The 24,070-nt window shown below is 41.5% G+C and carries 18 protein-coding genes; 13 read left to right on the top strand and 5 right to left on the bottom strand.

Annotated features, from left to right (window positions below):
- The 9 genes from ACRPI0_RS02035 to ACRPI0_RS02075 all read left to right on the top strand — a co-directional run bounded on the left by ACRPI0_RS02035 (position 1) and on the right by ACRPI0_RS02075 (position 10,865).
- The gene (locus ACRPI0_RS02035) at positions 1-978 is read left to right on the top strand and encodes a winged-helix domain-containing protein (RefSeq protein ID WP_432354470.1); all 978 of its coding nucleotides are present in this window, start codon (positions 1-3) and stop codon (positions 976-978) included.
- Between the two features lie 10 nt (positions 979-988).
- On the top strand, positions 989-1,807 hold the full coding sequence (locus tag ACRPI0_RS02040) for a M55 family metallopeptidase (protein WP_432354472.1): 819 nt from the start codon (positions 989-991) through the stop codon (positions 1,805-1,807).
- Positions 1,808-1,833: 26 nt separating this feature from the next.
- Positions 1,834-2,535: a gamma-glutamyl-gamma-aminobutyrate hydrolase family protein gene (locus ACRPI0_RS02045; protein WP_432354473.1), complete on the top strand. Its 702-nt coding sequence runs from the start codon at positions 1,834-1,836 to the stop codon at positions 2,533-2,535.
- A gap of 441 nt (positions 2,536-2,976) precedes the next feature.
- Positions 2,977-4,623, top strand: a complete 1,647-nt coding sequence (locus ACRPI0_RS02050) for a serine hydrolase (protein WP_432354475.1) — start codon at positions 2,977-2,979, stop codon at positions 4,621-4,623.
- Between the two features lie 16 nt (positions 4,624-4,639).
- On the top strand, positions 4,640-6,751 hold the full coding sequence (locus ACRPI0_RS02055; RefSeq protein ID WP_432354476.1) for a glycoside hydrolase family 3 N-terminal domain-containing protein: 2,112 nt from the start codon (positions 4,640-4,642) through the stop codon (positions 6,749-6,751).
- Positions 6,752-6,772: 21 nt separating this feature from the next.
- The gene (locus tag ACRPI0_RS02060) at positions 6,773-8,032 is read left to right on the top strand and encodes an exo-beta-N-acetylmuramidase NamZ family protein (protein ID WP_432354478.1); all 1,260 of its coding nucleotides are present in this window, start codon (positions 6,773-6,775) and stop codon (positions 8,030-8,032) included.
- A gap of 154 nt (positions 8,033-8,186) precedes the next feature.
- Positions 8,187-8,357 carry a hypothetical protein gene (locus ACRPI0_RS02065; protein WP_432354481.1) on the top strand — a complete coding sequence of 57 codons (171 nt, stop codon included), beginning with the start codon at positions 8,187-8,189 and terminating at the stop codon, positions 8,355-8,357.
- A 141-nt stretch (positions 8,358-8,498) separates the two neighbouring features.
- Positions 8,499-8,846: a hypothetical protein gene (locus ACRPI0_RS02070; RefSeq protein ID WP_432354483.1), complete on the top strand. Its 348-nt coding sequence runs from the start codon at positions 8,499-8,501 to the stop codon at positions 8,844-8,846.
- Positions 8,847-9,281: 435 nt separating this feature from the next.
- Positions 9,282-10,865: an S-layer homology domain-containing protein gene (locus ACRPI0_RS02075; protein WP_432354486.1), complete on the top strand. Its 1,584-nt coding sequence runs from the start codon at positions 9,282-9,284 to the stop codon at positions 10,863-10,865.
- 94 nt (positions 10,866-10,959) lie between these two features.
- On the opposite strand, the gene ACRPI0_RS02080 is transcribed toward ACRPI0_RS02075, so the two are convergent.
- Entirely contained in the window at positions 10,960-12,375 is a 1,416-nt protein-coding gene (locus tag ACRPI0_RS02080) for a PLP-dependent aminotransferase family protein (protein ID WP_432354487.1), read from the bottom strand.
- A 102-nt stretch (positions 12,376-12,477) separates the two neighbouring features.
- Here ACRPI0_RS02080 and gabT point away from each other — a divergent pair, with 102 nt between their 5' ends.
- The 4 genes from gabT to ACRPI0_RS02100 all read left to right on the top strand — a co-directional run bounded on the left by gabT (position 12,478) and on the right by ACRPI0_RS02100 (position 17,757).
- The gene (gene gabT, locus ACRPI0_RS02085; protein WP_432355863.1) at positions 12,478-13,782 is read left to right on the top strand and encodes a 4-aminobutyrate--2-oxoglutarate transaminase; all 1,305 of its coding nucleotides are present in this window, start codon (positions 12,478-12,480) and stop codon (positions 13,780-13,782) included.
- 32 nt (positions 13,783-13,814) lie between these two features.
- Positions 13,815-15,191, top strand: a complete 1,377-nt coding sequence (locus tag ACRPI0_RS02090) for an APC family permease (RefSeq protein WP_432354488.1) — start codon at positions 13,815-13,817, stop codon at positions 15,189-15,191.
- Positions 15,181-16,578 (top strand): NAD-dependent succinate-semialdehyde dehydrogenase, encoded by a 1,398-nt coding sequence (locus ACRPI0_RS02095; RefSeq protein ID WP_432354489.1) that lies wholly within the window; start codon positions 15,181-15,183, stop codon positions 16,576-16,578. The genes ACRPI0_RS02090 and ACRPI0_RS02095 overlap by 11 nt, the downstream gene beginning before the upstream one ends.
- 474 nt (positions 16,579-17,052) lie before the next feature.
- Complete coding sequence (locus ACRPI0_RS02100) at positions 17,053-17,757, top strand: hypothetical protein (protein WP_432354491.1); 705 nt, start codon at positions 17,053-17,055, stop codon at positions 17,755-17,757.
- A gap of 308 nt (positions 17,758-18,065) precedes the next feature.
- On the opposite strand, the gene ACRPI0_RS02105 is transcribed toward ACRPI0_RS02100, so the two are convergent.
- The 4 genes from ACRPI0_RS02105 to ACRPI0_RS02120 all read right to left on the bottom strand — a co-directional run bounded on the left by ACRPI0_RS02105 (position 18,066) and on the right by ACRPI0_RS02120 (position 23,859).
- Positions 18,066-19,418: an FAD-dependent oxidoreductase gene (locus ACRPI0_RS02105; RefSeq protein ID WP_432354492.1), complete on the bottom strand. Its 1,353-nt coding sequence runs from the start codon at positions 19,416-19,418 to the stop codon at positions 18,066-18,068.
- Between the two features lie 185 nt (positions 19,419-19,603).
- Entirely contained in the window at positions 19,604-19,984 is a 381-nt protein-coding gene (locus ACRPI0_RS02110) for a carboxymuconolactone decarboxylase family protein (RefSeq protein ID WP_432354493.1), read from the bottom strand.
- Between the two features lies 1 nt (position 19,985).
- A complete protein-coding gene (locus ACRPI0_RS02115; protein WP_432354494.1) occupies positions 19,986-21,620 on the bottom strand; it encodes a thiamine pyrophosphate-binding protein in 1,635 nt (544 codons plus the stop codon).
- 25 nt (positions 21,621-21,645) lie between these two features.
- Positions 21,646-23,859, bottom strand: a complete 2,214-nt coding sequence (locus ACRPI0_RS02120) for an EAL domain-containing protein (RefSeq protein ID WP_432354495.1) — start codon at positions 23,857-23,859, stop codon at positions 21,646-21,648.
- Positions 23,860-24,070: the final 211 nt, after the last annotated feature.

The raw sequence follows: 24,070 nt of genomic DNA on the forward strand, positions 1-24,070 counted from the left end.
ATGCAAAAACTTCATATCATCTCCATACAAAAACAATATTTAGATATCGTTGCCGATCAACTCGTTGATATTTTCGGTGACCACGTAGAGTTACACCCGATTACACTGCAACAGTTAACAATGGAAACGGTTGCTGATGGTGATTTAGTCTTGCTATCTAAGGAAGTCCTTAGAGGAATTACAGCTGCATTCATCCCCACTACTTGTTCCGTAATTGTAGCGAATCGAGAAGTGAACATTGCTGGAGCGGAACAATTATCTGAGCTTCCAGCAGGTCAACGTGTCCTCATTATTAATGACACGGTTGAACATGCAGTTGAGACGGCGTCTTCGTTAACAAGTATTTATTATCAACATGACTATAAATCGTATGATCCGCTACATGCATTTCCTCCGGATGTCGACTGGATCGTTACACCTGGAGAGATGGAATTAGTTCCAGCAGCTTATAAAAATGTTATAGACATTGGTCCACGAACACTAGATTTTTTAACAATCAGACAGGTTGAACTAGAACTTAAAACTACAATGACAGAAATCATCCTGATGAACCGCTATTTTAAATCACAAGTTTCCATTGCATTAAAGCGAAAATCATCTGTTAGAAATACTACAACAGGAACTGCATTTATCGATAAAGATACAATTGAAAAACGTATAGAATCAGCAGTTACAATGAGTGTTAGCGAGATTGATGGAAGTAAAGAAAAAATTGAAACACATGGATTCCTAGATGAAAGTCTCGTAATTCTGTCTATCTATAAAGAAGGAAAAGAATCATATGAGCTATTAGGTCGAGCAAAAGTTAAAGAACGATTGGCTTCCCGGGGAATTAAATTATCAGATCAACAATTACGATTGCGTTTAGAAATTATGCAAGATGAACAGCTGATTCATGCTCGCATTGGACGAGGCGGAACGCGTATTTCAGAAAGAGGAGAAGTATTTTTAGAGTATTTCATGGGGATTGAAGAATAAGAGGTGAATCATGAAAGTATATATTTCTGCAGACATTGAAGGAGTAGCTGGAGTTGTTCATGCTGAACATACATTACGCGACGGCAAAGAGCACGATAATGCACGAGAACTTATGACTGAAGAGGTCAACGCCTGCATCGAAGGCGCATTAGCTGCTGGAGCAGACGAGATTGTCGTCAATGATTCACACGGAACGATGCGCAACATATATCCGAATCGATTACATAGTAAAGCAAAGTTATTAATGGGTACTCCTAAAAAACTAGCGATGATGGAAGGACTTACTGCTGAATACGATGCCGTGTTGTTTGTTGGTTATCATACAAGGGCGGGAAAGAACGGTATTCTCAATCATACGTTCAGTGGAAAAGTTATTAAGAATATCCGAGTCAATGCAATCGATATGGGAGAGTTTGGGTTAAATGCGTTGGTCGCTGGGTATTTGAATGTGCCAACAGTGTTTGTATCTGGCTGTAATTTACTAGCAGAAGAAGCGCACGCTCTTATACCTAAAATTGAAACGGTAATCGTCAAAGAGTCAATTTCCCGAACGGCAGCGTTGAATGTAAGTCCCTCAGAATCCAAGCGGTTAATCGAGCAAGGAACGAAACGCGCGCTAGAAGGCGTCAGTGGTAAAACACCTTTTAAGATGGAAGGTCCTTATATAGTAGAGATCGAGTTTCTAAATACGGGATACGCAGATGCTGTTGAAATTGTTCCTGTATATGAACGAATTGATCCGTTGACAGTACGTTTTACAAATAACAATTGGTTGCATTGTTATCGTTTCATAAGAGGGGCAATCATGATCGCTAATTCAGTACAATAGGTAGTTAAACTGGAGGGAAGTCGCGCATGAATCCATTGATAGGAATTACGTGTCATCATGATTTTGAGTATCTATACATGCTTAACTCGTCATATGTTCAATCGATAACTGAAGCGGGGGGTATTCCACTGTTGCTTGCTATGGGAATGAAAAATGATGTGAGCGTTTTAGTAGATCGTTTGGATGGTCTAGTACTGTCTGGTGGATTCGATATCAATCCTTTATTTTACGGGGAGGAACCGATTCAAGAGCTCGGTGAGATCTATCCTGGCCGTGATGATAACGAAATGGAATTAGTCCGTGCGTTTCTTCAAGCTGATAAACCTGTACTAGGAATATGTCGCGGTCACCAAGTATTAAATGTTGTACAAGGTGGGACGATGTATCAAGACATTCACACTCAAATTGAAGGGAACGTTCTTCAACATATACAACGAGCCAGAAGGGATCATCTCTCTCATCGCGTTCAGATACTCGATGACTCTAAACTATCAAAGATCTATGGCACATCCAGCATCCTCGTAAACTCTTATCATCACCAAGCGGTAAAAGAAGTCGGTGATTCTTTGAAAGTATGTGGTACGTCAAGTGACGGCATTGTTGAAGCGATTGTGAGTGAGAAGCATAACTTCGTAGTAGGTGTTCAATGGCACCCGGAAGACACTGCCTGCTCAGGCGACGCACCTTCGAAGAAGCTGTTTGCTGCGTTTGTGGAAGCGTGTAGTTAAGAGGTGCAGCACACTTTTTGAAAGCTATTCTGTCAACCTTCAATACCCACTATTTAGCCAGCTACTAGGCTAGATAGTGGGTTTTTCTATGCTTATAACCGAATACTTTTAGGCAGAATCATTTGAGTTTGTTTTCGATTCTAGCGCCCGCTCTTAAATCGTTCACGAGTACATTGGTTCCTTGGTAAGTAGCCGTTTTATAGTCCACAACTCCTTGAATCGATCATATATCTCTGGAAATCTGTGTACTTCATCATTTTTCGTCGTTAATGGCTTCCGATTTTCTCTTTCCGTTTTTGAATAATTGGTCAATTTTACTAGTCCACCTATTCCCTTATTAACCAGATTGCTAGCAAATGAAGGAACTTCAGGAGTATATCAATTAATTGAATAATCCGATAAGCTAAAAGGGATTACATATACAGGGAGAGGATGAAGCAGATGGTTAATACGAAGAAGAAAGTATTTACAGCATTGCTTGCGTGTACGTTAGGGAGTGGACTCATGTTTTCAGAACCAGCAATGGCTAAGGGACAACCGGTTCCGAATAAGTCATGGAACCATCCTGGCAATGGGGCTCCGGTGCTCCATCCGGGATCGGTGAATGGTGCTGGTATGAGAGAGGGGCCGTTGAAAGAGATTGATGACGTGTTCAAACAGGCCATAGCGGAGAAAACGACTCCAGGTGCAGTAGTTTTGGTTGCCCGCAGCGGACATATTGTTAAACAGAAAGCCTATGGAGATGCCGCGCGCTATGTGGACAACTCCTTCACGGAAATGGACAACCCTATTGCGATGCAGAACGATACGATTTTCGATGTAGCGTCAATCAGTAAGATCTTTACGACTGTGGCGGCTATGAAACTGTATGAAAAAGGGAAGATTCGACTAGACGATCCAGTTGCGTTGTACATTCCTGAGTTCGCAGCAAATGGCAAAGAGGATGTGACCATTCGTCAGCTGATGACTCATACTTCTGGGTTCACGGCGTGGGTTCCCCTTCACTCTCAAGGAAAGACACGAGAAGACCGATTGAATCTTGTTTTTGCACATCCGTTAATAGCTAAGCCAGGCAGTAGTTATACGTATAGCGACCTCAACATGATTACACTCGGAGCGATTGTTGAAAAGCTTTCTGGTAAAGGGTTGGATCAGTTTGTAAAACAAGAAATTACCCAACCACTTGGTATGAAAGATACGATGTATAACCCACCAGCTTCGTTAAAATATCGAATTGCTGCGACAGAATACCAGCCTGAAATTGGCAGAGGGCTTGTTTGGGGAGAAGTGCACGACGAGAATGCGTGGTCGTTAGATGGCGTTGCAGGTCATGCGGGCGTGTTTTCAACTGCGAAAGATTTAGGGATTTTCGCTCATATGATTTTAAACGAAGGTAGATATGGCGGAAAACGCATTCTACAACCGAAGACTGTCCAGCTGTTATCGCAAAATCAGATTCCTGAATTTGCAGGAGATGATCATGGACTCGGATGGGAATTGAACCAAGGCTGGTATATGGACGCACTATCGGGTCCATCGACAGCTGGACATACTGGTTATACCGGGACAAGCATTGTCATCAGTCAGAAAAACCAGACCATCGCGATTTTATTGACGAATCGGGTGCATCCATCTAGAAATACGATTTCGCTAAATGGAGTGCGGCGTGATTTTGTCCGACGCGTTGCCGATGCGATTCCTGCTCCAATTCCGAAAAAGGCAACTGCGTGGTTTTCCGGGTACGGGGATAAGCTCAACCGAACGTTAACAATAGCTACACCAACTAATGCGAGAGAGTTGTCCTTTAACACTTGGTACGAACTTGAAAAAGACTCAGATTACGGTGTAATCGAAGTATCTGCAGATGGACAAGCGTGGGAAGAAGTGGTTCCACGTCTAACAGGAACGAACGAAAAATGGAGCAACATTAAACTCTCATTACCTAAAGGAACCCAACACGTTCGATTTAACTACGAAACGGATTCTTCGGTGAACGGCAGAGGTTGGTATGTAGGAGACTTCAAACTAGACGGTAAAACCGTGAATCCAAATACAAGTACAACAGAATGGTTGAAACGAAATGAGTAAAGGGAGGAATCGACAGATGAAAAATGTACGTACCTATCTTTTTATACCTGTTTTGATTGGGTTACTCGTTCTAACTGGAGCTATGGCAGCACAGCCGGCGGTAGCGAAATCATCTAAATCACCTATCAAGGATCTCGTTTTGCTGCAAAACGTTCCGGAGTCCACTGTTGAATTGAACGATGGCACTGTACAGTTATCAGCACTTCACGTGTATAAAGAAGGGCATTTTCAAGCAGTATCGGAAAAGTTGAACTGGAAATCAACCAATAAAAATGTTGCGACAGTCGACAAAACCGGGAAGGTCCGTACTACAGGAAAACCGGGGAAGACATTCATTCAAGTGACGGATGGTAAATTCACAGACCGGATCGCTTTCCAAGGGAAGCCGGATAAGAATCTTAAAAAAGGACATGGCAGGCCGCCAGTTTCTCATCAGGTGATCCAGATGAAAGGGAAGCGATACAACCTGATTGAAAATGCGATCCGTCATATGACGTTAGAAGAGAAAATTGGCCAGATGCTCATGCCTGATTTCCGTAACTTCAACGGAAAGAACGTGACCGAACTGACTCCTGAAATCGAGCAACTTGTACAGAAGTACCATCTCGGTGGAGTGATTCTATTCCGAGAAAACGTAGTAACGACAGAGCAGACAACGCGATTAGTCTCAGATTACCAAGAGACTTCTGAAAAGTACGGTCTTCTTATGTCGATTGACCAAGAAGGTGGGATTGTAACACGACTACAATCAGGCACAGACATGCCAGGGAATATGGCACTTGGCGCAACGCGGTCTGAAGAACTTGCAAATAAAGTCGGAGCGGCAATTGGTGAAGAGCTTCATTCACTAGGCATCAACATGAACTTCGCACCTTCTTTTGATATCAACAACAATCCAGATAATCCGGTTATTGGCGTCCGTTCGTTTAGTGAGGATCCTGAATTGACGGCTCAACTAGGCGTCGCGTATACGAAAGGACTTCAAGGAACAGGTACATCCGGAACGGCGAAGCACTTTCCAGGTCATGGAGACACAGCGGTCGATTCGCATTTAGGATTACCGGAAGTACCTTACGACAAAGAACGATTGAAACAAGTGGAATTGTATCCGTTCCAAAAAGCGATGGAGGCTGGCGTAGATGCCATCATGACAGCACATGTGACGTTCCCTAAAATTGATGGAACGACTGTAATCTCGAAGAAAGATGGCAGTGAAATCCATGTGCCGGCTACGTTATCGTATAAAGTGCTAACGGAGCTAATGCGTGAAGAAATGGGATACGACGGTGTGATCACGACAGACGCGTTAAATATGAATGCGATTGCGGATCACTTCGGTCCTGTCGACTCAGTAATCCGAGCGGTACAAGCAGGAACAGATCTTGTGTTAATGCCGGTTGGACTTGAAAGCGTAGCGACAGGTTTAGTGGATGCAGTTCGTACTGGAGCGATTTCAAAATCCCGTATCGAAAGTTCAGTGCAGCGGATCTTATCCCTCAAACTGAAAAGAGGAATTATTAAGGAAGAAACGCCGAAGTCGATTGATGAGAAACTAGCAATAGCGCTTCAGACGGTCGGGTCAGATGCGCACAAACAGATTGAACAGCAAGTAGCTGAGAAATCGGTGACACTTTTGAAAAATGCCGATGTACTTCCGTTACGTCCGAGTAGTTCTGAAAAAATAGCGGTTGTAGGTAGCTCTTATATCGATGAGCTGTATCAAGCCGTGAAGAACAAACATGAAAACACGATTCTTATCGAAACAGGAAAGACTCTCACTGAAAGTGAACGGGCTCAACTGGCGGATGCATCCGCGATCATTGTCGGGACGACGACTGCGACTGTTTCTGCTCGATCTCCGCAAAACCCACAAATGGTGATGGTGAATGAGTTAGTAAAGCAGATGGCTGTTCCTGTAATTGCAGTAGGTATCAGAAATCCTTATGACGTTATGGCTTATCCGGACGTGGATGCGTATTTGGCGCAGTATAGTTTTAGAACCGCAAGCTTCAAAGCGACGGCATCTATTCTGTTCGGTGAAGTACTCCCTACAGGAAAACTACCAGTTACGATACCAAACCCTGCAGGTGGAACGCTTTACGCATTTGGACATGGTCTTACTTATTAAAAAAAGGAGAGATGATGGCTTATGAAAAAGTGGCTAATCGCAGCGATTGCAGCATTACTTGCCATGACCACATTCACTGTGGCGTTTGCGGATAATACGTATAATAACGGCAACCAAAAAACAAAAGGCAACGACAAAGGGAACAATAAGTTAGAGCTAGGTGTAGAAAGACTCTTAAAGAATGAGAAAAGATTACTTAAGGGGAAGCGGGTTGGTTTGATCACCAACCCGACTGGGGTTGACCAACAACTGAACAGTGTTGTAGACCTTTTGAATAATGATCCTGACATTCAACTTGAAGCACTCTACGGTCCGGAACACGGAGTACGTGGAGATGCGCAAGCGGGTCAATATGTCGATTATTATATCGATGAAGTAACAGGTCTACCGGTTTATAGTCTATACGGGAAAACTAGAAAACCAACACCTGAAATGCTAGAAAACATCGACGTCCTCGTATTCGATATTCAAGATGTAGGTACTCGATTCTATACGTACATCTACACGATGGCACTGGCGATGGAAGCAGCACAGGAAAAGGGAATTCCGTTCATTGTATTGGACCGCCCGAATCCGCTAGGGGGTAAAGAAGTGGAAGGGCCAGTGCTCGACCCTGAGTTTGCTTCTTTTGTTGGACAGTATGCCATTCCGTTACGACATGGAATGACGGTGGGAGAACTTGCTGAGTTATTCAATAAGGAATTCAAGATCCATACAAATTTACACGTCGTCAAAATGAAAGGATGGAAGCGCCAGTCTTATTTCGATGAAACCGGACTTCCATTTGTTATGCCGTCTCCTAACATGCCAACATTGGATACAGCGCTCGTTTACCCAGGGACAGCACTTATTGAAGGAACGAATGTTTCAGAAGGACGCGGAACGACAAAGCCATTCGAGCTAATTGGTGCACCATTCATCAGCAGCACCGAGCTAGTTAAAGAGTTGAACAAATTGAAACTACCTGGAGTTTCTTTCCGTGCTGCTTCATTCACACCGACATTCTCGAAACATAGCGGAAAACTGTCCCACGGTGTCCAGGTGCATATAACAGATCGTAAAAAATACCAACCTGTTGAAACGGGACTCCACATTGTAAAGACATTGAAAGATCTATATCCCGATCAAGTCCAGCTCACGCCATTCTTCGATAACCTAATCGGTAACGGATGGATCCGCCCAGGTATTGAAAATGGGATGACCGTTGAAGAGATGTCGAAGCGATGGAAAAAAGATTCGAAGGAATTTGAAAAGGTACGGAAAAAATATTTGATGTATTGATAGCAAAGAACCGGGAGTGAAATTCCGGTTCTTTTTTTTGCACGAACACACTCACTCACTCAAAGAAAATAAAAAAGGTACCTACGCATTAAACTGTACCCTATAGAGTAGACATTTTAAAAAGAGTCTACCCTATAGGGCCTTTTCTATAGAGATGACAGCTATGGTGATGATGGGCTGTTCTGACAGTAAAACAGAAGTGAAGGCAATTGATGAAAAGACAGAAGGAAAAGTGATTGGATTTATCGGGGCAATGTGCGAAGAAGTCGAAATCCTTCACTATAAAATGGAAATCAAAGTGATGGGAACGAATGTAGGAATGTAATTTTATAAAGGGACATTGGATGACGAACAAATTGCCTTAGTTCAATCAGGTTTCGGTAAAGTGAATGCCGCTGCATGTGCTCAAGTGCGGGCCGGTCATTTTTGAGTCGATTATCTTATTAACTATGGCGTGACGGATGGTTTGAGTACGGATGTCACGATTGGCGATATTGTCATTTCAATAGACGCAGTGCAACATGATTTTGACGTTACGGCATTCGGGAGTAAACCGGGTGAAATCGCGCGGATGTACACAAGCGAGTTTAAAGCTGACGGCAAATTGATCGCACTCGCGCAATCTGTTGCAGAAGGATTAGATGCAGTCATCGAGGTCGTTCAAGGAAGAATTTCAACAGGTGATCAGTTCATCGTAAGTAAAGAAAAACAAGATTGGATCACAGAAAACTTAGCAGCTCATATAGTCGAAATGGAAGAGGCTACCATCGGGCAGGTTGCACATTCCCTTCGTAATTATTCGTGCTATCTCTAGCGATGCTAGTGGAGAAGCTACTATGAAATACGAGGACTTCCTTCCGCAGGCCGCAACAAACGCGAGTACTATGATTGAAGAGATGGTTAAAGACGTGTCCGGGGAGTTGTAATCTTGTTTTCTAACGTCTATCGAGATAATGTCAGAACTGATCAAAATAGAGTATAAGTTTGAAGTGTACATATCCTAAGGGGTGCCCAATCTATCATTGACAATGATGAATTGGACATCTCTTTTTATCGTGAAAACTAAAAACTATCGTTTGGAGTGTCCACCGACCGATGTTAAATACATTCTGTAAATGGGATTACAACAACATATTATAGATTTATTGTAGGAATTAAATGGGGGCATACAAAAATAGGCTAATGGATACAAGCAATGGACGGACTGCGCCATTATAATAAATTGAGTTTAAGAGAGAGGAAGAGTAGATTGAAAAAATTTGTAAATGTCTTACTGGCTCTAGTATTGAGTCTCGCTATAATTGTTATTCCAACTGGATCTGCAGAAGCCGCTGGTTTTTCGGATGTTTCCAGTTTTAAGAAAGAAATCGACTATTTGACGCAGTCAGGCGTTATCAATGGATATAATGATGGAACTTTCCGTCCAGCCGTTAAACTAACACGGGCACAGGCTGTTGTCATGATCATGCGTGCGATCGGTATGCCTGAGTCGGATAGATTCATCAAGGATCCAGGGTTCGACGATGTCGGAAGATCCAAATTTGGCTACTTGGAAATCGCAGTTGCCACGTCTGCAGGGATCATTAGTGGTAAAAGTAGCACCCAGTTCGATCCTAACGGAAATATTACGCGGGCTGAGATGGCGAAAGTCATTGGTAACGCGTTTAAATTGAAAGGTGTCTATGCGACAGGTTTCACAGATGTAGCAGCAGGTTACTGGGCATCTTCTTTCATATCATCTTTAGCAGCGAACAATATTACGGTTGGCTATAGTGATGGTACATTCCAGCCGAAGCAGCCAATCGATCGTGCACAGTTTTCTGCATTCCTTGCGCGGATTATGAAGCCGATTTTCCGTCCATCCACTGGTATTCCATCTCATACTGTTTTGGATGTGACATTGGAATCGTCTATCATTGACGTAGTGAAAGATCCCAATCAGCCGGTTGTCTACTATTTAGATAGTAAATCGAAATCACTTGTTCGACTAAACATTGCTACAGGAGACAAAAATGTGATTGGGTTGAAACATCCAGCTGAAAAGCTTGTTGAGAAAAATGGTAAACTATTCGTCTCCCAACTCATTCAGGACAGAAGTTCATATAACTTCATGGAGACGCAAAAAGGGATCATCAACGTATATGCTGCAGATGATCTTGCTTTGATAAAGGAAGTGAGTGTCAACATTGACCCTTATGATATTGCAGTCGATGATCAAGAAACGCTCATCATTTCGTCGGGTTCCGGCCAAGGCTATACGTCTGAAATTCAAACGTACAACTGGCAAACGTCAGAAATGCTGTCTTTCGTCAAAGTTCCTACACAGCAACTGATCGAACTGTCACCAGCACAGAACAGACTCTATTCAATCGAAACTTCCCATTACACTGGAAGAATCCAAACATTTAGCTTCACCGAAGGGAAACTCGAGAGTGCACCAACGGATCCTCGATACTTTGATACGTCTAAACTAAGAGGTTACACGCAAATGACTCCTGGTGGTAAGGTGATGTATAACGGAGATGGGACGGTCTATGGATTAAGCACAATCCCTTCAGAGGATCTAGCACCTCTCGGGAAACTGGCGACGCCATTTACAACGATGACGTTTAACGAAGCAGCAAAAAAATTCTATCTCGCTGATCGGGCTGAAACCATTTCAGTTTACGATAACGATACATTGGATCCATCTGCATCATTACACACCTACGGTAAAGTCGATCGACTGGTTTACGTAGAGGAATCTGGAGAACTTTACGCAATCACCAAATTCAAATTCCTTGAGGATGTAGTAGAAACTGTACTATTGGAACGGTTTAAGATTGGGAAGTAATTTCACTTTTCCTAGGTCAGAGATTGGATTGACAATCTTATATTGAACGAAAAAGAGCCTTCTAGCTAAGCAATTGGCTGGAAGGCTTTTTCACTTATTTAATGACGCGGTATAACCGATCAACAGCTTCCTGTATATTTTCTTCGCTTATATTTGCAAAACCGATGATTAGTTCTATGTAATTTCTCTTTGTCACTACTTTTCTCAACATGAAACGCATCATCGTATAGATTTCCAACTTCTCTATCTTAGCCCATTCCTCAATTTCCTTATAACACTTGTCTGTTTCGAAACGTGCGAGAAAATGGAGTCCCGCTGATGTATCGTCCACTTCAAGAGTAGTGCCGAACTTCTGAAACAAGTGGTTGATGAGCAATGTCCTTTTGGTCTCGTATAAATGATTCATCCTCTTGACGTGTCGAGTATATTCGCCACTTTCTATAAAGTAATGCAACGTAAATAAGCTTAATGTATTACTGCCCTGTATGAGGTCTGAATACAGGGTTCGGTACTCTCTCAACAGATCGGGAGGGAGGACCAAATAACTTATACGAAGTCCTGGTAACATGGTTTTCGAAAAAGTTCCTGTATAAATAACACGTCGGTTCCGGTCCAAACTTTGTAAAGAAGGGATATTGTCCGTTTTATATTTGAATTCACTATCATAATCATCTTCCACGATGTAACGGTGTTCCTTTTTTACAGACCAATTGAGTAACTCGATACGTCTGGAAATCGGCATAATTTTTCCAGTTGGAAACTGATGGGAGGGTGTCACAAATACGACATTGGAGTTTGTCGACTCAATTTGGTGAATGTCAATTCCATCTTCATCCAATGGGATGGGATGTACATGCATATCCATACTTTTCAACATTTTGTAGACACGTGAATAACCTGGATCCTCAACTGCAACTACTGTATTAGCTCTAGGAATATTCATTAAGTTCCGAATCAGAGATTGCGTTCCTGCGCCAATTACAATCTGTTCGGGTTCACAGACAATGCCTCGGGACGATTCAATTAAGTTGGAAATTGTTTCTCTTACTAGATAAGGTCCTTGAGGATGTGGGATTTCAGATAGCTCGGCCCTATGGTTCTTTATAGCCCGATCTTGACATTTCACCCATTCCGAAAAAGGGAATGAAGAGGTATCGGATGTCATATGAGAAAGTGATAACCATCCTTCCCTATCCACTTCGGCTTCCTTCAGATCGCTCGGTAATTTGTACTTCTCGCTTTTATCCTTTGTGATAAATTGAGTGATATTTTCAACGTAGTATCCTTTTCTTTCCTTGGTGTAAATATAACCTTCCGCAAGAAGCTGTTCGTAGGCATTTGTAACTGAATTAACGCTAACTTCTAATTGGTTTGCTAATTTTCTCTTTGAAGGGAGCTTTTCATTCGGCAGCAGTTCTCCATCTAAAATGTTTCCTTTGATGTTCTTGTATATTTGCTGATATATGTATTTTCCTTCTGCTTTTTGTATTTCAAATACGAATGTAGCCATAACTACCTCCTAATCTGGTACCTAAAGATCTGTGATTCTGGTACTTTCTATTATATCAGTAAATTGTGATACTTATAGATAATTCGAATAAGGGAGAGAGATATAATGATTACAACTACTGGAATGACAGAAAAACTACAAAACAAAAGAAAAAAGTATGTCCCTCAAGGTGTTAGTAATGGTAACCTCAATATTGCCCAATCGGCAACTGGTGCCACAATTACAGATATAGATGGAAACGAATGGATTGACTTTGCGTCTGCTATTGGGACTTTGAATGTAGGACATAGCCACCATAAAGTGACTGCTGCTGTAAATAGTCAAGTTGAGAAATTCTTGCATCCAGGTTTTAACGTGATGATGTACGAAGGATATATTGAATTAGCTCAGAAGTTATGTGAAATTTCGCCAGGTACGTTTGACAAGCAAGCAATTCTTTTGAACTCAGGTGCGGAAGCTGTTGAAAACGCTATCAAAATGGCACGTAAGTTTACGGGTAGACAAGCTGTTGTCTCATTCGTACGTGGGTTTCATGGCAGAACAAACTTAACAATGGGGATGACGAGCAAAGTCAAACCTTATAAATTCGGATTTGGGCCGTTTGCTCCGGAAATTTACCAAGCTCCGTATCCTTACGTCTATCAAAAGCCGGCTGAGATGACAGATGAGGCATATGTTGACTGTGTGATTGCGGAATTTAAAGACTTCTTCCTTGCAACTGTAGCACCGGAAACTGTGGCATGTGTCGTTATGGAGCCTATTCAAGGAGAAGGTGGTTTCGTCATTCCGCCGAAGAAGTTTGTACAAGAGGTAAGTAAGTTCTGTAAAGAGCATGGCATCGTTTTTGTAGCAGATGAAATTCAAACTGGATTCGGTCGAACAGGAAGCATGTTTGCGATCGAGCAATTTGATGTAGAACCAGATTTGATTACAGTGTCGAAATCATTGGCAGCTGGTTTGCCACTAAGTGGAGTGGTCGGAAGAACAGAAATTTTAAACGCTGCAGCGCCAGGCGAATTAGGGGGTACATACGCTGGCAGCCCAGTTGCATGTGCGGCTGCACTAGCAGTAATCGAAATTATCGAGGAAGAAAACTTGCTTATTAAATCTGAGGCAATGGGTGAGAAAATCGAAGTGAAGTTGAAAGCACTAGCTGAGAAACACGAATACATGGGTGACATTCGTCGTCTTGGCTCGATGGTTGCTGTTGAGATTGTAAATGACAGGGCGGATAAGCTTCCAAACAAACAAAAAACCGCAGAAATTGTCCAATATGCCAATGCAAATGGCTTGTTGCTTTTATCGGCGGGACTCAAAGGTAACGTTATTCGCTTTTTAGCACCACTTGTTATTACAGATGAAGAATTATCTAAAGGTCTAACAATTTTAGAAGATGCGTTTAAATAATTACCTGTATATAAAGGGAATGGGGGGAGTTTATGAACAAAGACTTTTCAAAAACAATGTCTACTTCGGATATTCTATTTTTAGCGATGGGTGCGATGCTCGGTTGGGGATGGGTTGTCCTATCAGGTGAATGGATAGCTACTGCAGGATTCCTAGGTAGTATAATTGCATTCATCGTCGGTGGGCTCTTTATTATCTTTATTGGCCTTACGTATGCTGAATTAGCTGCCGCAATTCCTGAAACGGGTGGGGGACTCGTTTTTGTTTTAAGGGCTTTCGGTAAAAAGGCCGCGTTCGCAGCAGCATGGGGCGTGTTATTCGGTTACGTTTCTGTTATTACATTTGAGGCTGTCGCTTTGCCGACTGTAATCGATTACATCATTCCTGTAGACCATAAGTTATATTTATGGACGCTTGGCGGTTGGGATGTATACCTCACTTGGGTCCTGATCGGTTCTGTCGGAGCGATTGTGCTGACTGTATTAAATTATTTTGGTATAAAGCCAGCGGCCATCTTCCAGTCTGTATTCACGGTTGCGATTGTTTTAGTGGGTGCTCTCTTGGTATTTGGTGCAGTCAAAAACGGAGATATGGCAAATGTTCAGCCGCTGTTCAGAGAGGGAATAGGAGGAACAATGTCAGTATTAGTCATGATTCCGTTTCTGTTCGTAGGCTTTGATGTCATTCCTCAAGTTGCATCAGAAGTGAAAGCGCCTCCAAAAATCATTGGTAGAATATTGATCATTTCAATTGTTAGTTCAGTTGTTTTCTATTTATTGATTGTTTTTGGAGTATCTGTTGGATTGAATGAGTCGCAACTTACGTTATCATCGCTAGCAACTGCGGATGCGATGGCGAACTTGTTTGGTAGTCAATGGTTCGGTACGCTACTCGTATTAGGTGGCGTTGCAGGTATTGTAACGAGCTGGAATGCATTCATCATAGGAGGCAGTCGTATTTTGTATGCGATGTCTGCTCATGGAATGATTCCTAAATGGTTCGGTTATATTCATCCGAAGTATAAGACACCAACGCACGCCATCGTATTTCTTGGTATCCTGGCATTTGTAGCGCCTTTCCTTGGGCGTCCAGCACTTGTCTGGATTGTAAACGCAGGTGGCATTGGCATAGTTTTTGGTTATTTACTTGTTTCAATTGCTTTTTTAAGACTACGCAAATTGGAGCCGGATTTAAGCCGACCTTACAAGATTAGATCCTATCGATTTGTTGGTGTAATGGCAATTTTATTAAGCATATTGTTCATCTGTTTCTATTTACCAGGCATGCCTTCGGCTCTTGTATGGCCGGTTGAATGGCTGATCGTAGGCGTCTGGTCGTTAATCGGTCTGAGCTTATGGTTCATACGACCAAAAGAATCAATTGAAGGGGTGTTAGCAAATGTCGAATAGTATTGAAGTGAAAAATCCTGCAACAGGTGAACTCATAAAGGAAGTGGGAGTACAGACAGCAGAAGAAATTCATCATGCAATTGAAAAAGGTCATATGGAGTTTAAAAGGTGGTCAAAAGTAAATGCACATGAGCGTTCAAAACTGTTGAAAGCCTGGTCCCATAAAATCCAAGAAAACAAAGAAGAGATTGCAAAGGTTATGACGATGGAAAATGGAAAACCTCTTTCGGAATCACTTGGTGAAGTAAACTATGCTACAAGTTACATCGATTGGTATGCTGAAGAAGCTATCCGTATTTATGGACGTACGGTTCCAGCAGCAACTGAATCGAAACGTATTGTCGTAACCCGTCAACCGATTGGTTTAGTTGCAGCAATTACACCGTGGAACTTTCCAGCAGCAATGATGACCAGAAAAGCGGCACCTGCTTTAGCGGCTGGTTGTACATTTATTGTTAAAGCTGCAGAAGACACGCCGTTAACGACGATGACATTAATTGAGCTTGCACATGATGCAGGAATTCCAAAAGACGCGATTCAATATGTGAATGGGAAAGGCTCAGAAGTGGGACCGTTATTTACAAATAGCCCACTCATCCGAAAGATTACATTTACAGGTTCTACACCTGTCGGAAAGTCCTTGATTAAAGGAAGTGCGGACACCGTTAAGCACGTAACGATGGAATTGGGTGGACACGCACCTCTGATTATTGCAGAAGACGCAGATCTGGTCTTAGCAGTTAGTCAAACAATTATATCGAAATATCGAAACGCAGGACAAACCTGTGTTTGTGTAAATCGTATTCTTGTCCATGAGAGTCTGGTGGACGCATTTGCTGAAAAGTTTACAAAAGCGGTTGCTAAGTTAAAGGTAGGAAATGGGTTAGATGAGACGACGGATATCGGACCGATTATTAATGAAAAAGGGTTCGACAAAATTGTTGCTCAAATCAATGATGCACTAGAAAAGGGAGCAGAAGTGCTAATAGGGAACAAATATCAAGTGGATCGGGACAAAGGATATTTCTTCATCCATCCTACGGTATTGAAAAATGTAGACGCCAGTATGGATATTATGCAAGAGGAAACATTCGGACCGGTTGCTCCTATCACAACTTTTAAGACGATTGAAGAAGCAATCGAGATTGCAAACAACACTCCTTATGGTTTAGCGGCTTATTTCTTTACCGAGAATTACAAGACAGGTATGTATTTGCATGACCATTTGGATTTTGGAATCATTGGTTGGAATGACGGAGCACCTTCCGCTGCCCATGCTCCATTCGGTGGCATGAAAGAAAGTGGGCTTGGACGCGAAGGTGGTATTGAAGGAATCGAGCCATACTTGGAGACAAAGTATTTGTCTGTAGGTAACTTGGTTAACTGATCTTGGGGAATTTAGTGGTCAACAATATGATTACAGAGCTGTGAAATTGGTGAATTCATAGCTGCATCACATAATTTAAGGTTTAGTAAACAATTGTCTTCTAGTCACAACTGGCTAGAAGGTTTTTTGGTTTTTCTCTATTCGTCCTAGGATTTTATTTACTAGAAAAGTAGGGAGCTTTGACTAACACAACTAACAGTTAAACTTAATAATGATAAATGGAAGACGTAAGAAGATCACTATAGTATAAGTTAGTAAATTTTCCCACGTATTCACAATTGTGATTCAGTGTTATAGTATGAAATTATATAGAGGATAGTATGTTGATAGATTGTGGAATGGAAGCTATAACACCATAAGTCGCAAAACGTGCCTAGAATCTAAATATGAATCATACATAAAAACAGATAGCCTTAGAGGTGTTTTGCAGCTCTATCTATATATAACAGTCGTACAGACGATCAGGAGGAAGTTATGAGTAAAGGGAAAAAGGGTTTAAAGGTTGCAGGATTAGTAATTGGTGCACTCGTACTTTTATTTATTAGTTTTACTACAGGTGTTAAGGGCGCAGAGGTTACGCTGAAAGAGAAGAAGATGGATGCAATTGAAATGGATAAAGAAATTGCGACATTGCAAAAAGAGAAGAAGGACTTAACCGCAGAAGTGGACTCAGTTGAAAAAGAGAAGAAAGAAGTAATGGCACTCATAGATAGCAAAAGTGAAGTAGAGAAAGATTTTGAAACTGTTAAAGGTCAACTAAAAGATACAAAGGGAACATTAGCAAAAGAATTAGAAGCGGGTAGAATAGAAATTGATAAGAAGTTGGAGCAAGCTAAGTCAGAACTAACCGATGCCCAAGCGGATGTGAAGGATACGAATGCGTCAATAGAAGCTAAGAACGCAGAATTAGCAACGCTTGAAGGAAGGGTTCAAAAGGCAAAAGGACAACCTAAAACGCTAAGTGCAGGTAAATATACAGTTGGACAAGATTTACCGGAAGGCCGTTATATCGCGACCCCGATCGGAACAGGAAGTAACTTCGTTGTCTATAGTTCTGGAGGTTCACTGGAAGTCAATACAATCCTAGGGAGCTATGGTGAAGCATCATATACATTCTTTGCAGATGAAGGAAGCATGATCGAAACTGAAGCTCAAGTTAAGTTAACGCCTATCGAATAAATTTGATGAACTTTGATGTGGGTATACACAATTAATCCATGATTCACGTCTAACGATAATAATTGAAAAATAGTCTTCAAGCCAAAATATAGGCTTGAAGACTATTTTGTTATTTTACGAAAGTAATTGTGTAGTAAACAATTACTTTTTTTACGCACAAATGCCTATCTCTTAACACCTACCTGATATGAGAAGGAAAGGTTGTTTATATGTTGTAGATGTTACACAAAATTTTAATCCTAATACCTGTAGTCCTGTAGTCAACGTGGAATCACTCTGACTTCTAACTTCACATAGCCTTGAAATTATTAAGAATCACGTTTTTTAAAAACACCATGCAGTAAAACCTCTTTCATAATCCCGAAACGCAACAGAGATGTTGGTGGTTGAACTAAGTTCATGACATCGATAAAGGATGCATATACGTTTTGACTACTTGCTGACAAAAGAAAAATCTTCTTCGAATACCATTGTTGGATAGTTAGGCCCGTAGGCGTCTTCCCAGTGACCCCTGGATACCGGAAATCTTCCGTCAAGACCATGTTCCAAATAGGAGATATAAGCTTTGCAATTTCTTTGTGAAATGCAATCTGTACTTGCTCCACATCGAGTTTTCCGTCTTGTAACAGAAGTTGGAGAGTCACGGCTTCCAACACAGCAATACTCATGCCCTGGCCGAAAACAGGATCAATCCTACAGACGGAGTCGCCAATTATTAGAAGACCTTTAGGAAACTGTTTCACTTTATCAATCCGTTTCCAACTGATATGTGGAACTTTATAGACGCTCGTTTCAGAGAGCGATTCTGCATGGATTAATTCGTTAATAATATCTTGTTTAGGAAGTCTTTTCGCAAGCTCAAGGAAGCTGTTGTCATTTTTCACAACTTCTTTTTCCTGAATGGAATTTTGATAACCGATGATTGTGACGACGTGTTGATCATTTTCTATTTGTGAGATTGTCCCTCCTATTTTTTCAAGCGGTGGATTTGGATAGATTAGTTTAATTGCCCAGTCGCGTGTTTGGCTCTTTGGTAAACGGAATCTTTTGCTGACATAACACAATCCGATTTCAGCTTTATTTGTTGGGATGGTGAGATTGAGCTTCTTGAATAATGCATGGGTGATGCTGCTTGCTCCGCTGGCATCCACGATTAAATTGGCTGTTAGTGTCGCTTTACTACCATCTGAAGTACTAACCTCAACCCCGTAAATCCGATTCTCCTCTATATTATGTAACAAGCGTTTTACTTGATGGCGATAAAGAGTGGTCACATTGGGAATTTCTTTTATGTATTGCTCCATTGTCCATTCTAAATGTGGTCGCGATTGAAGAGTGGTGGATTTGTTACCATCATACCGGTGTTTCCAGACGCCATGGTGGAACCATGCGAGGTCTTTTGTTGAATTGATGTTAACAGCTCCGTTACTATGGAAAGTCTCAGTAATTCCCGGGAATAAGGTTTCAAATCCATTTTGGCCAGCATGCAGAAGTGCATGTAAATGATCTCCTTGTCGTGCTCCTTTCCTAGATATCGGTCCTTCCATTTCATCATCCCGCTCTAAGATGATGACTTCCTTGAAAGAGTCCGACAGTACTCGTGCCGTAAGTTTCCCGGCAATTCCTCCGCCAATAATTATAGCTAATTCTCTGTTCGACACTATGTACGCACATCCATCCAATTATTTAATTTTCTTTTAATATAGCACAACTTATAAGGTAGGCGAGTTGAAGAATGTACGAGCTATTTCATTGGCCCATGGAGGGAACATCATTACCTATTAATTTAAGGAACAAAGAAAAAGTCCTTAGCAGAATTTTGCTAAGGACTTTTTGAATGAATTGATTATACCGCTTCATAGCTTTTAAAAACATCCCGGGCAATGCCCATCGCATGAACGGCTTTCGGGAAGCCGACGTAGCCTGCGCATTGGATGATGATTTCAATAATCTCTTGTTGGGACATCCCAATCTTCAAGGACGCATGGAAATGCACCCGTAGCTGGTCGAATGCACCTTGTGTAATCAGTGACGTTAATGTGATGTATTCACGTTGGACGAGCGTAAGAGCTGTTCTGCCGTAGAGATCCCCAAAGCCGAACGAGACAATCATATCCCAGAAATCAGGTGAGATTTCTTTAATGTGTTGCATGTAGTTCTGTGTTTCTTTAGAGAATAGTTGGTCCATTACTTCTGCACCGGTTTCGTAACTATTGTTATTTTCCATATTATTGTCTCCCCATCGTAGGTGGTATTTCGTGTTCGTCGACTAGTGCTTCAATTAAAAACGGTTTATTTGTCTCTTGGATTCGTTGTAAAGCTTTTTCAATCTCATCGCTAATTTCTACTGGCGTACGGCATGTAACTCCTTCAAGACCCATCGATTCTGCGAATTTAGCGGCATCAAGCGGAGTCTCATAGATACCTCCAATAGAGGTTCCAATCATCTTCCTCATCCCTTTTTCAACCATGTCCAATCGTCCATTATTGACGACGATGAACAGTACAGGAGAGTCGTAATTGTAGGCAGTTGAGATTTCCGTTCCATGCATGAACATGCAACCGTCCCCAACTAGACAGACAATCAATTTTTCAGGAGCTGCTAGTTTAGCACCGATTGAATACCCGATTCCATTACCCATCGCTCCAAAAATATCATCAAAGAAAAACGTACCAGGCTTATGAATGTCGAAGTGTTGAATACCGTAGAACGAATGGCTCCCGTCATCTCCAAAAACGATGGTTTCGCTTGGTAATGCATTACGCATCGCTTTCAAAACTTGGATAGTGGACATACGGACTCTGGGCGCATTCTCTTCAAGTAGTTTCGGCTCGATTTCCAATTGGAATGAGTCGCTGTCCGGTTTTGGAGTATCTTTCAAAAGGACTTTTAAATTCGATTTAATATCCCCTAATATCGGAGTTGTTGGTACTGGAATCATTTTACCGATAAATGTAGGATCATAATCGAAGTGGAGAATGTGTTCCGGATACATTGCTTCGGTCAAGCCGACAGTGGACATATCGCTTAATTGCGAGCCGATGACGAGTAACAAGTCCACAGGTTCAGCTAGATAATTAGATGCTTCTGCTGTACCACCTAGACCGAAAGCCCCTAGTGAAAGCCTATGGTTGGAAGGGAATGTACCTTTTCCACCTGGCGTTGTCATGACAGGTATCTGCCAATGCTCAGCTAGGTGCTGGACTTCCGCATACGATTTGCTTGAATGCACGCCTTTACCTAAAAAGAGGAGTGGTCGCTTAGCGGCCAGTAACTTCTCTGATACTTCATCCAACTTTGGAGAAATTAGTTCATGAGTGACCGGGAAATCGAGCGTGAACGGTTCGATTTCAGCGAGCAACACATCAAACGGAATCGATAAGTGAACAGGCCCCCTGACTCCGGATACTGCTTTTTCAAGTGCATGTTGCAAATAAGGCTTTAACAGATCGCTACGCTCAACACGTGCGCTGAATTTCGTAACGGATTTGAACATGTCAGTCAAATCTGTAGCGAAAATACTAGAGTCTTGTCCCATCGCTTTCCCTGTATCTTTCATTGAAGGGTGTCCTGTAATGAGCAATAAAGGAATGTTAGACGCTTTTGCTTGTCCAGCAGCGGATAGTAAATTTGTCCCGCCAGGTCCTGATGTTCCGACTGCAACTCCAATCTTTTCGTTCATAAGCGCATAGCCTGCTGCTTCATAACCTGCAGCCGCTTCGTGTTTACTTAATATGAATTCCATCTTATGAGCTAAAAGTTCGAACAGTATAGGGGAAATCGCCTTCCCAGGAATGCCAAAGACATGATCGATTCCCCAATGTTTAAAATTTGACACTAATACGGATGCACACGACTTCATACTCATTTCTCTCCCTAAAATAAATTTATAGTAGATAGGCTTTTTCAATCTCCTCAACAGGTAGTGGTTTGCTGAAGAAATAGCCTTGTGAAATATCGCAGTTATGACTTTTTAAGAAATCTAGCTGTTCTTGAGTCTCTACACCTTCTGCGATAACTTCTTTATGAAGGTTGTGTGCTAATGTAATGATTGCAATTACGATTATAGCATCACTGTCACCGTTCAAAAGTTCACCAACAAAGGATTTGTCGATTTTAATGTAATCGATTGGGAAATTTTTCAGGTAGTTCAAAGAGCTATAACCTGTTCCGAAGTCATCGATACTAATACCTACACCTAACGACTTGAGCTTTTTTAAGACGTGAATTGAGTACTCATATTCCATTGCCATATTTTCAGTTATTTCAATGACTAGATACTTCGGATTCAGGTCTGTGCGCTCAAGTACTTCTTCTACGAAAGTAACAAGATTCGGAGTAAGAAATTGTTGGGTCGATAAATTCACGGAAATTTTAACATGTGCCATTCCCGCATCTTGCCACTTTTTGTTTTGTAAACAAGCTTCGTTAATGACCCATTCACCGATTTGAGTAATGAGTCCGCTATCTTCCGCAAGTTTAATGAACTGGTTGGGCTGGATGAGACCTAACCTTGGATGTTGCCAGCGGATCAACGCTTCAAAGCCAATCAAATTTCCAGTTATATTATGAATTTGAGGCTGGTAGTGAAGAATGAATTCGTCGTTGTCTAGCGCATCTCGTAATTCAATCTCTAGGTTAGAATTCGCCATCATCTCATCTAATAAATCGGATGTATGGATAACAAACTGATTTTTGCCTTGTGATTTCGCTTGATACATCGCATTATCCGCATAAATCAGTAGCTTCTCCATTGAAATTGGTGGATCAGGGAACAATACTACACCGATGCTTGCAGTTGTATGCAATTCCTTATTATTCACCAGGTATGGTTCATGGAACGATTCAAGAATTTTTTCTGCCGTTTGTGTAACATAATTAGGATCATCAAAATCGGTCAATAGGAAGATGAATTCGTCGCCACCCATGCGCGCAAGTTTATCTTTTTCTCCAAGACACTTTGCCAAACGTAGGCTTACCATTTGAAGCAATTCATCGCCATAAGAATGCCCGAAATTATCGTTAATGACCTTGAAGCGATCTAAGTCCATGAACAGTAGAGCCATTTGTCGATGCTGTCCATTATTTACTTCTTCAATGACTGTTTCTATTGCATTTTTAATATAGCGTCTGTTCGGTAGATTGGTTAATTCATCGTGATAGGCCAAGTAGTTATACTTTTCTTGTAGAAGATAACGACTTGTGATGTCTCTGAATTGACCGAATGCACCAATCATTTTATCGCCTTCAAAGATTGGCTGTGCATCGAATAGGCAAACAATTTGGTTGCCCTCTGCATCATGGAAACTGATTTCTTCGTTGTTCACAATTTTACCTTCATACAAAACTTGTTCGAAGTATTCCCCAGTCAACGGTGATTCACAAATATTCCTACCGATAACAGATTCTCTGCTATTATTCGATATCTTCTCAGCCAACTCATTGAATTCGGTAGTTATTCCATATTCATCTGTAATGACAATCGCATTCCTCGTTCTCTTTAACATGATTTGGTTCATAATATTAAGTTTGCGATTTTGTTTTCGTAGCAGTAACTCGCGTTCGATGGAATCCACGACCTGGACCAACATCGATAAGTAGAGCGGGTTTTGATACCAGATCGGCATCATGATAGAAATACTACCAAGTAGATCATTTTCTTCCGTATTGCAAAAGGCTGTTCCATAACAAGCGATTTCATGTAGAGAAAAATGGTAATGTTGCTCTCCTATTATGCTGATTGCATGCGTTTGTTGTAAAGATAGACTCACTACGTTTGTTCCTGTATCTTCCAGTGTGAATTGAGCTCCGAGTTGGATGCCAAATTGGTCACTCGTAGACTTGATTGTCTCGTCGCCTTCTATTGATAGTAAATATCCTTCAGCATCTGAGACGACGACAAGGATTGGTGTGCCTTTCAATGAGGCGAGCAACTTATCAGAAAAAAAGCTGACGACAGACAAGATTTCGCTATAGGATTTTCTTTTGTGTTCGAACTCTACGTCATTTAAAAAGTGTACAGGTGACGAGACTTCTCCCGGATCCATTCCAGAAGCAGCGCACATTGCGTTAGAAGCTGTAATGTAATGAGGGTCTGACATTAATTTAAACGCCTCCTAGTTTTCATAATTATATTGTGTTCTTCTATGGACTCTTTCAGCATCGAACTGGTCATTAAACTACGAATGGTTATTCAGTACTTAATACGGATTAAACAGTTATAAGGATATAACAATTATATTCATGAAATATGAATATAGTCAGTATCTTACAGTCACTATATCCGTGTATAAGTAGATAGTACTAATTGTA

This window comes from Sporosarcina sp. A2 (assembly GCF_050858885.1).
In the GTDB taxonomy this organism is placed as follows: Bacteria; Bacillota; Bacilli; order Bacillales_A; family Planococcaceae; genus Sporosarcina.

Bases quoted from the DNA above. Each gene is read 5' to 3' on its own strand.
- ACRPI0_RS02110 (WP_432354493.1), bottom strand. From the start codon at position 19,984: ATGGAAAATAACAATAGTTACGAAACCGGTGCAGAAGTAATGGACCAA.
- ACRPI0_RS02050 (WP_432354475.1), top strand. From the start codon at position 2,977: ATGGTTAATACGAAGAAGAAAGTATTTACAGCATTGCTTGCGTGTACG.
- ACRPI0_RS02035 (WP_432354470.1), top strand. From the start codon at position 1: ATGCAAAAACTTCATATCATCTCCATACAAAAACAATATTTAGATATC.
- ACRPI0_RS02100 (WP_432354491.1), top strand. From the start codon at position 17,053: ATGAGTAAAGGGAAAAAGGGTTTAAAGGTTGCAGGATTAGTAATTGGT.
- ACRPI0_RS02055 (WP_432354476.1), top strand. From the start codon at position 4,640: ATGAAAAATGTACGTACCTATCTTTTTATACCTGTTTTGATTGGGTTA.
- ACRPI0_RS02095 (WP_432354489.1), top strand. From the start codon at position 15,181: ATGTCGAATAGTATTGAAGTGAAAAATCCTGCAACAGGTGAACTCATA.
- ACRPI0_RS02115 (WP_432354494.1), bottom strand. From the start codon at position 21,620: ATGAAGTCGTGTGCATCCGTATTAGTGTCAAATTTTAAACATTGGGGA.
- ACRPI0_RS02120 (WP_432354495.1), bottom strand. From the start codon at position 23,859: ATGTCAGACCCTCATTACATTACAGCTTCTAACGCAATGTGCGCTGCT.
- ACRPI0_RS02080 (WP_432354487.1), bottom strand. From the start codon at position 12,375: ATGGCTACATTCGTATTTGAAATACAAAAAGCAGAAGGAAAATACATA.
- ACRPI0_RS02060 (WP_432354478.1), top strand. From the start codon at position 6,773: ATGAAAAAGTGGCTAATCGCAGCGATTGCAGCATTACTTGCCATGACC.
- ACRPI0_RS02045 (WP_432354473.1), top strand. From the start codon at position 1,834: ATGAATCCATTGATAGGAATTACGTGTCATCATGATTTTGAGTATCTA.
- ACRPI0_RS02040 (WP_432354472.1), top strand. From the start codon at position 989: ATGAAAGTATATATTTCTGCAGACATTGAAGGAGTAGCTGGAGTTGTT.
- ACRPI0_RS02090 (WP_432354488.1), top strand. From the start codon at position 13,815: ATGAACAAAGACTTTTCAAAAACAATGTCTACTTCGGATATTCTATTT.
- ACRPI0_RS02065 (WP_432354481.1), top strand. From the start codon at position 8,187: ATGACAGCTATGGTGATGATGGGCTGTTCTGACAGTAAAACAGAAGTG.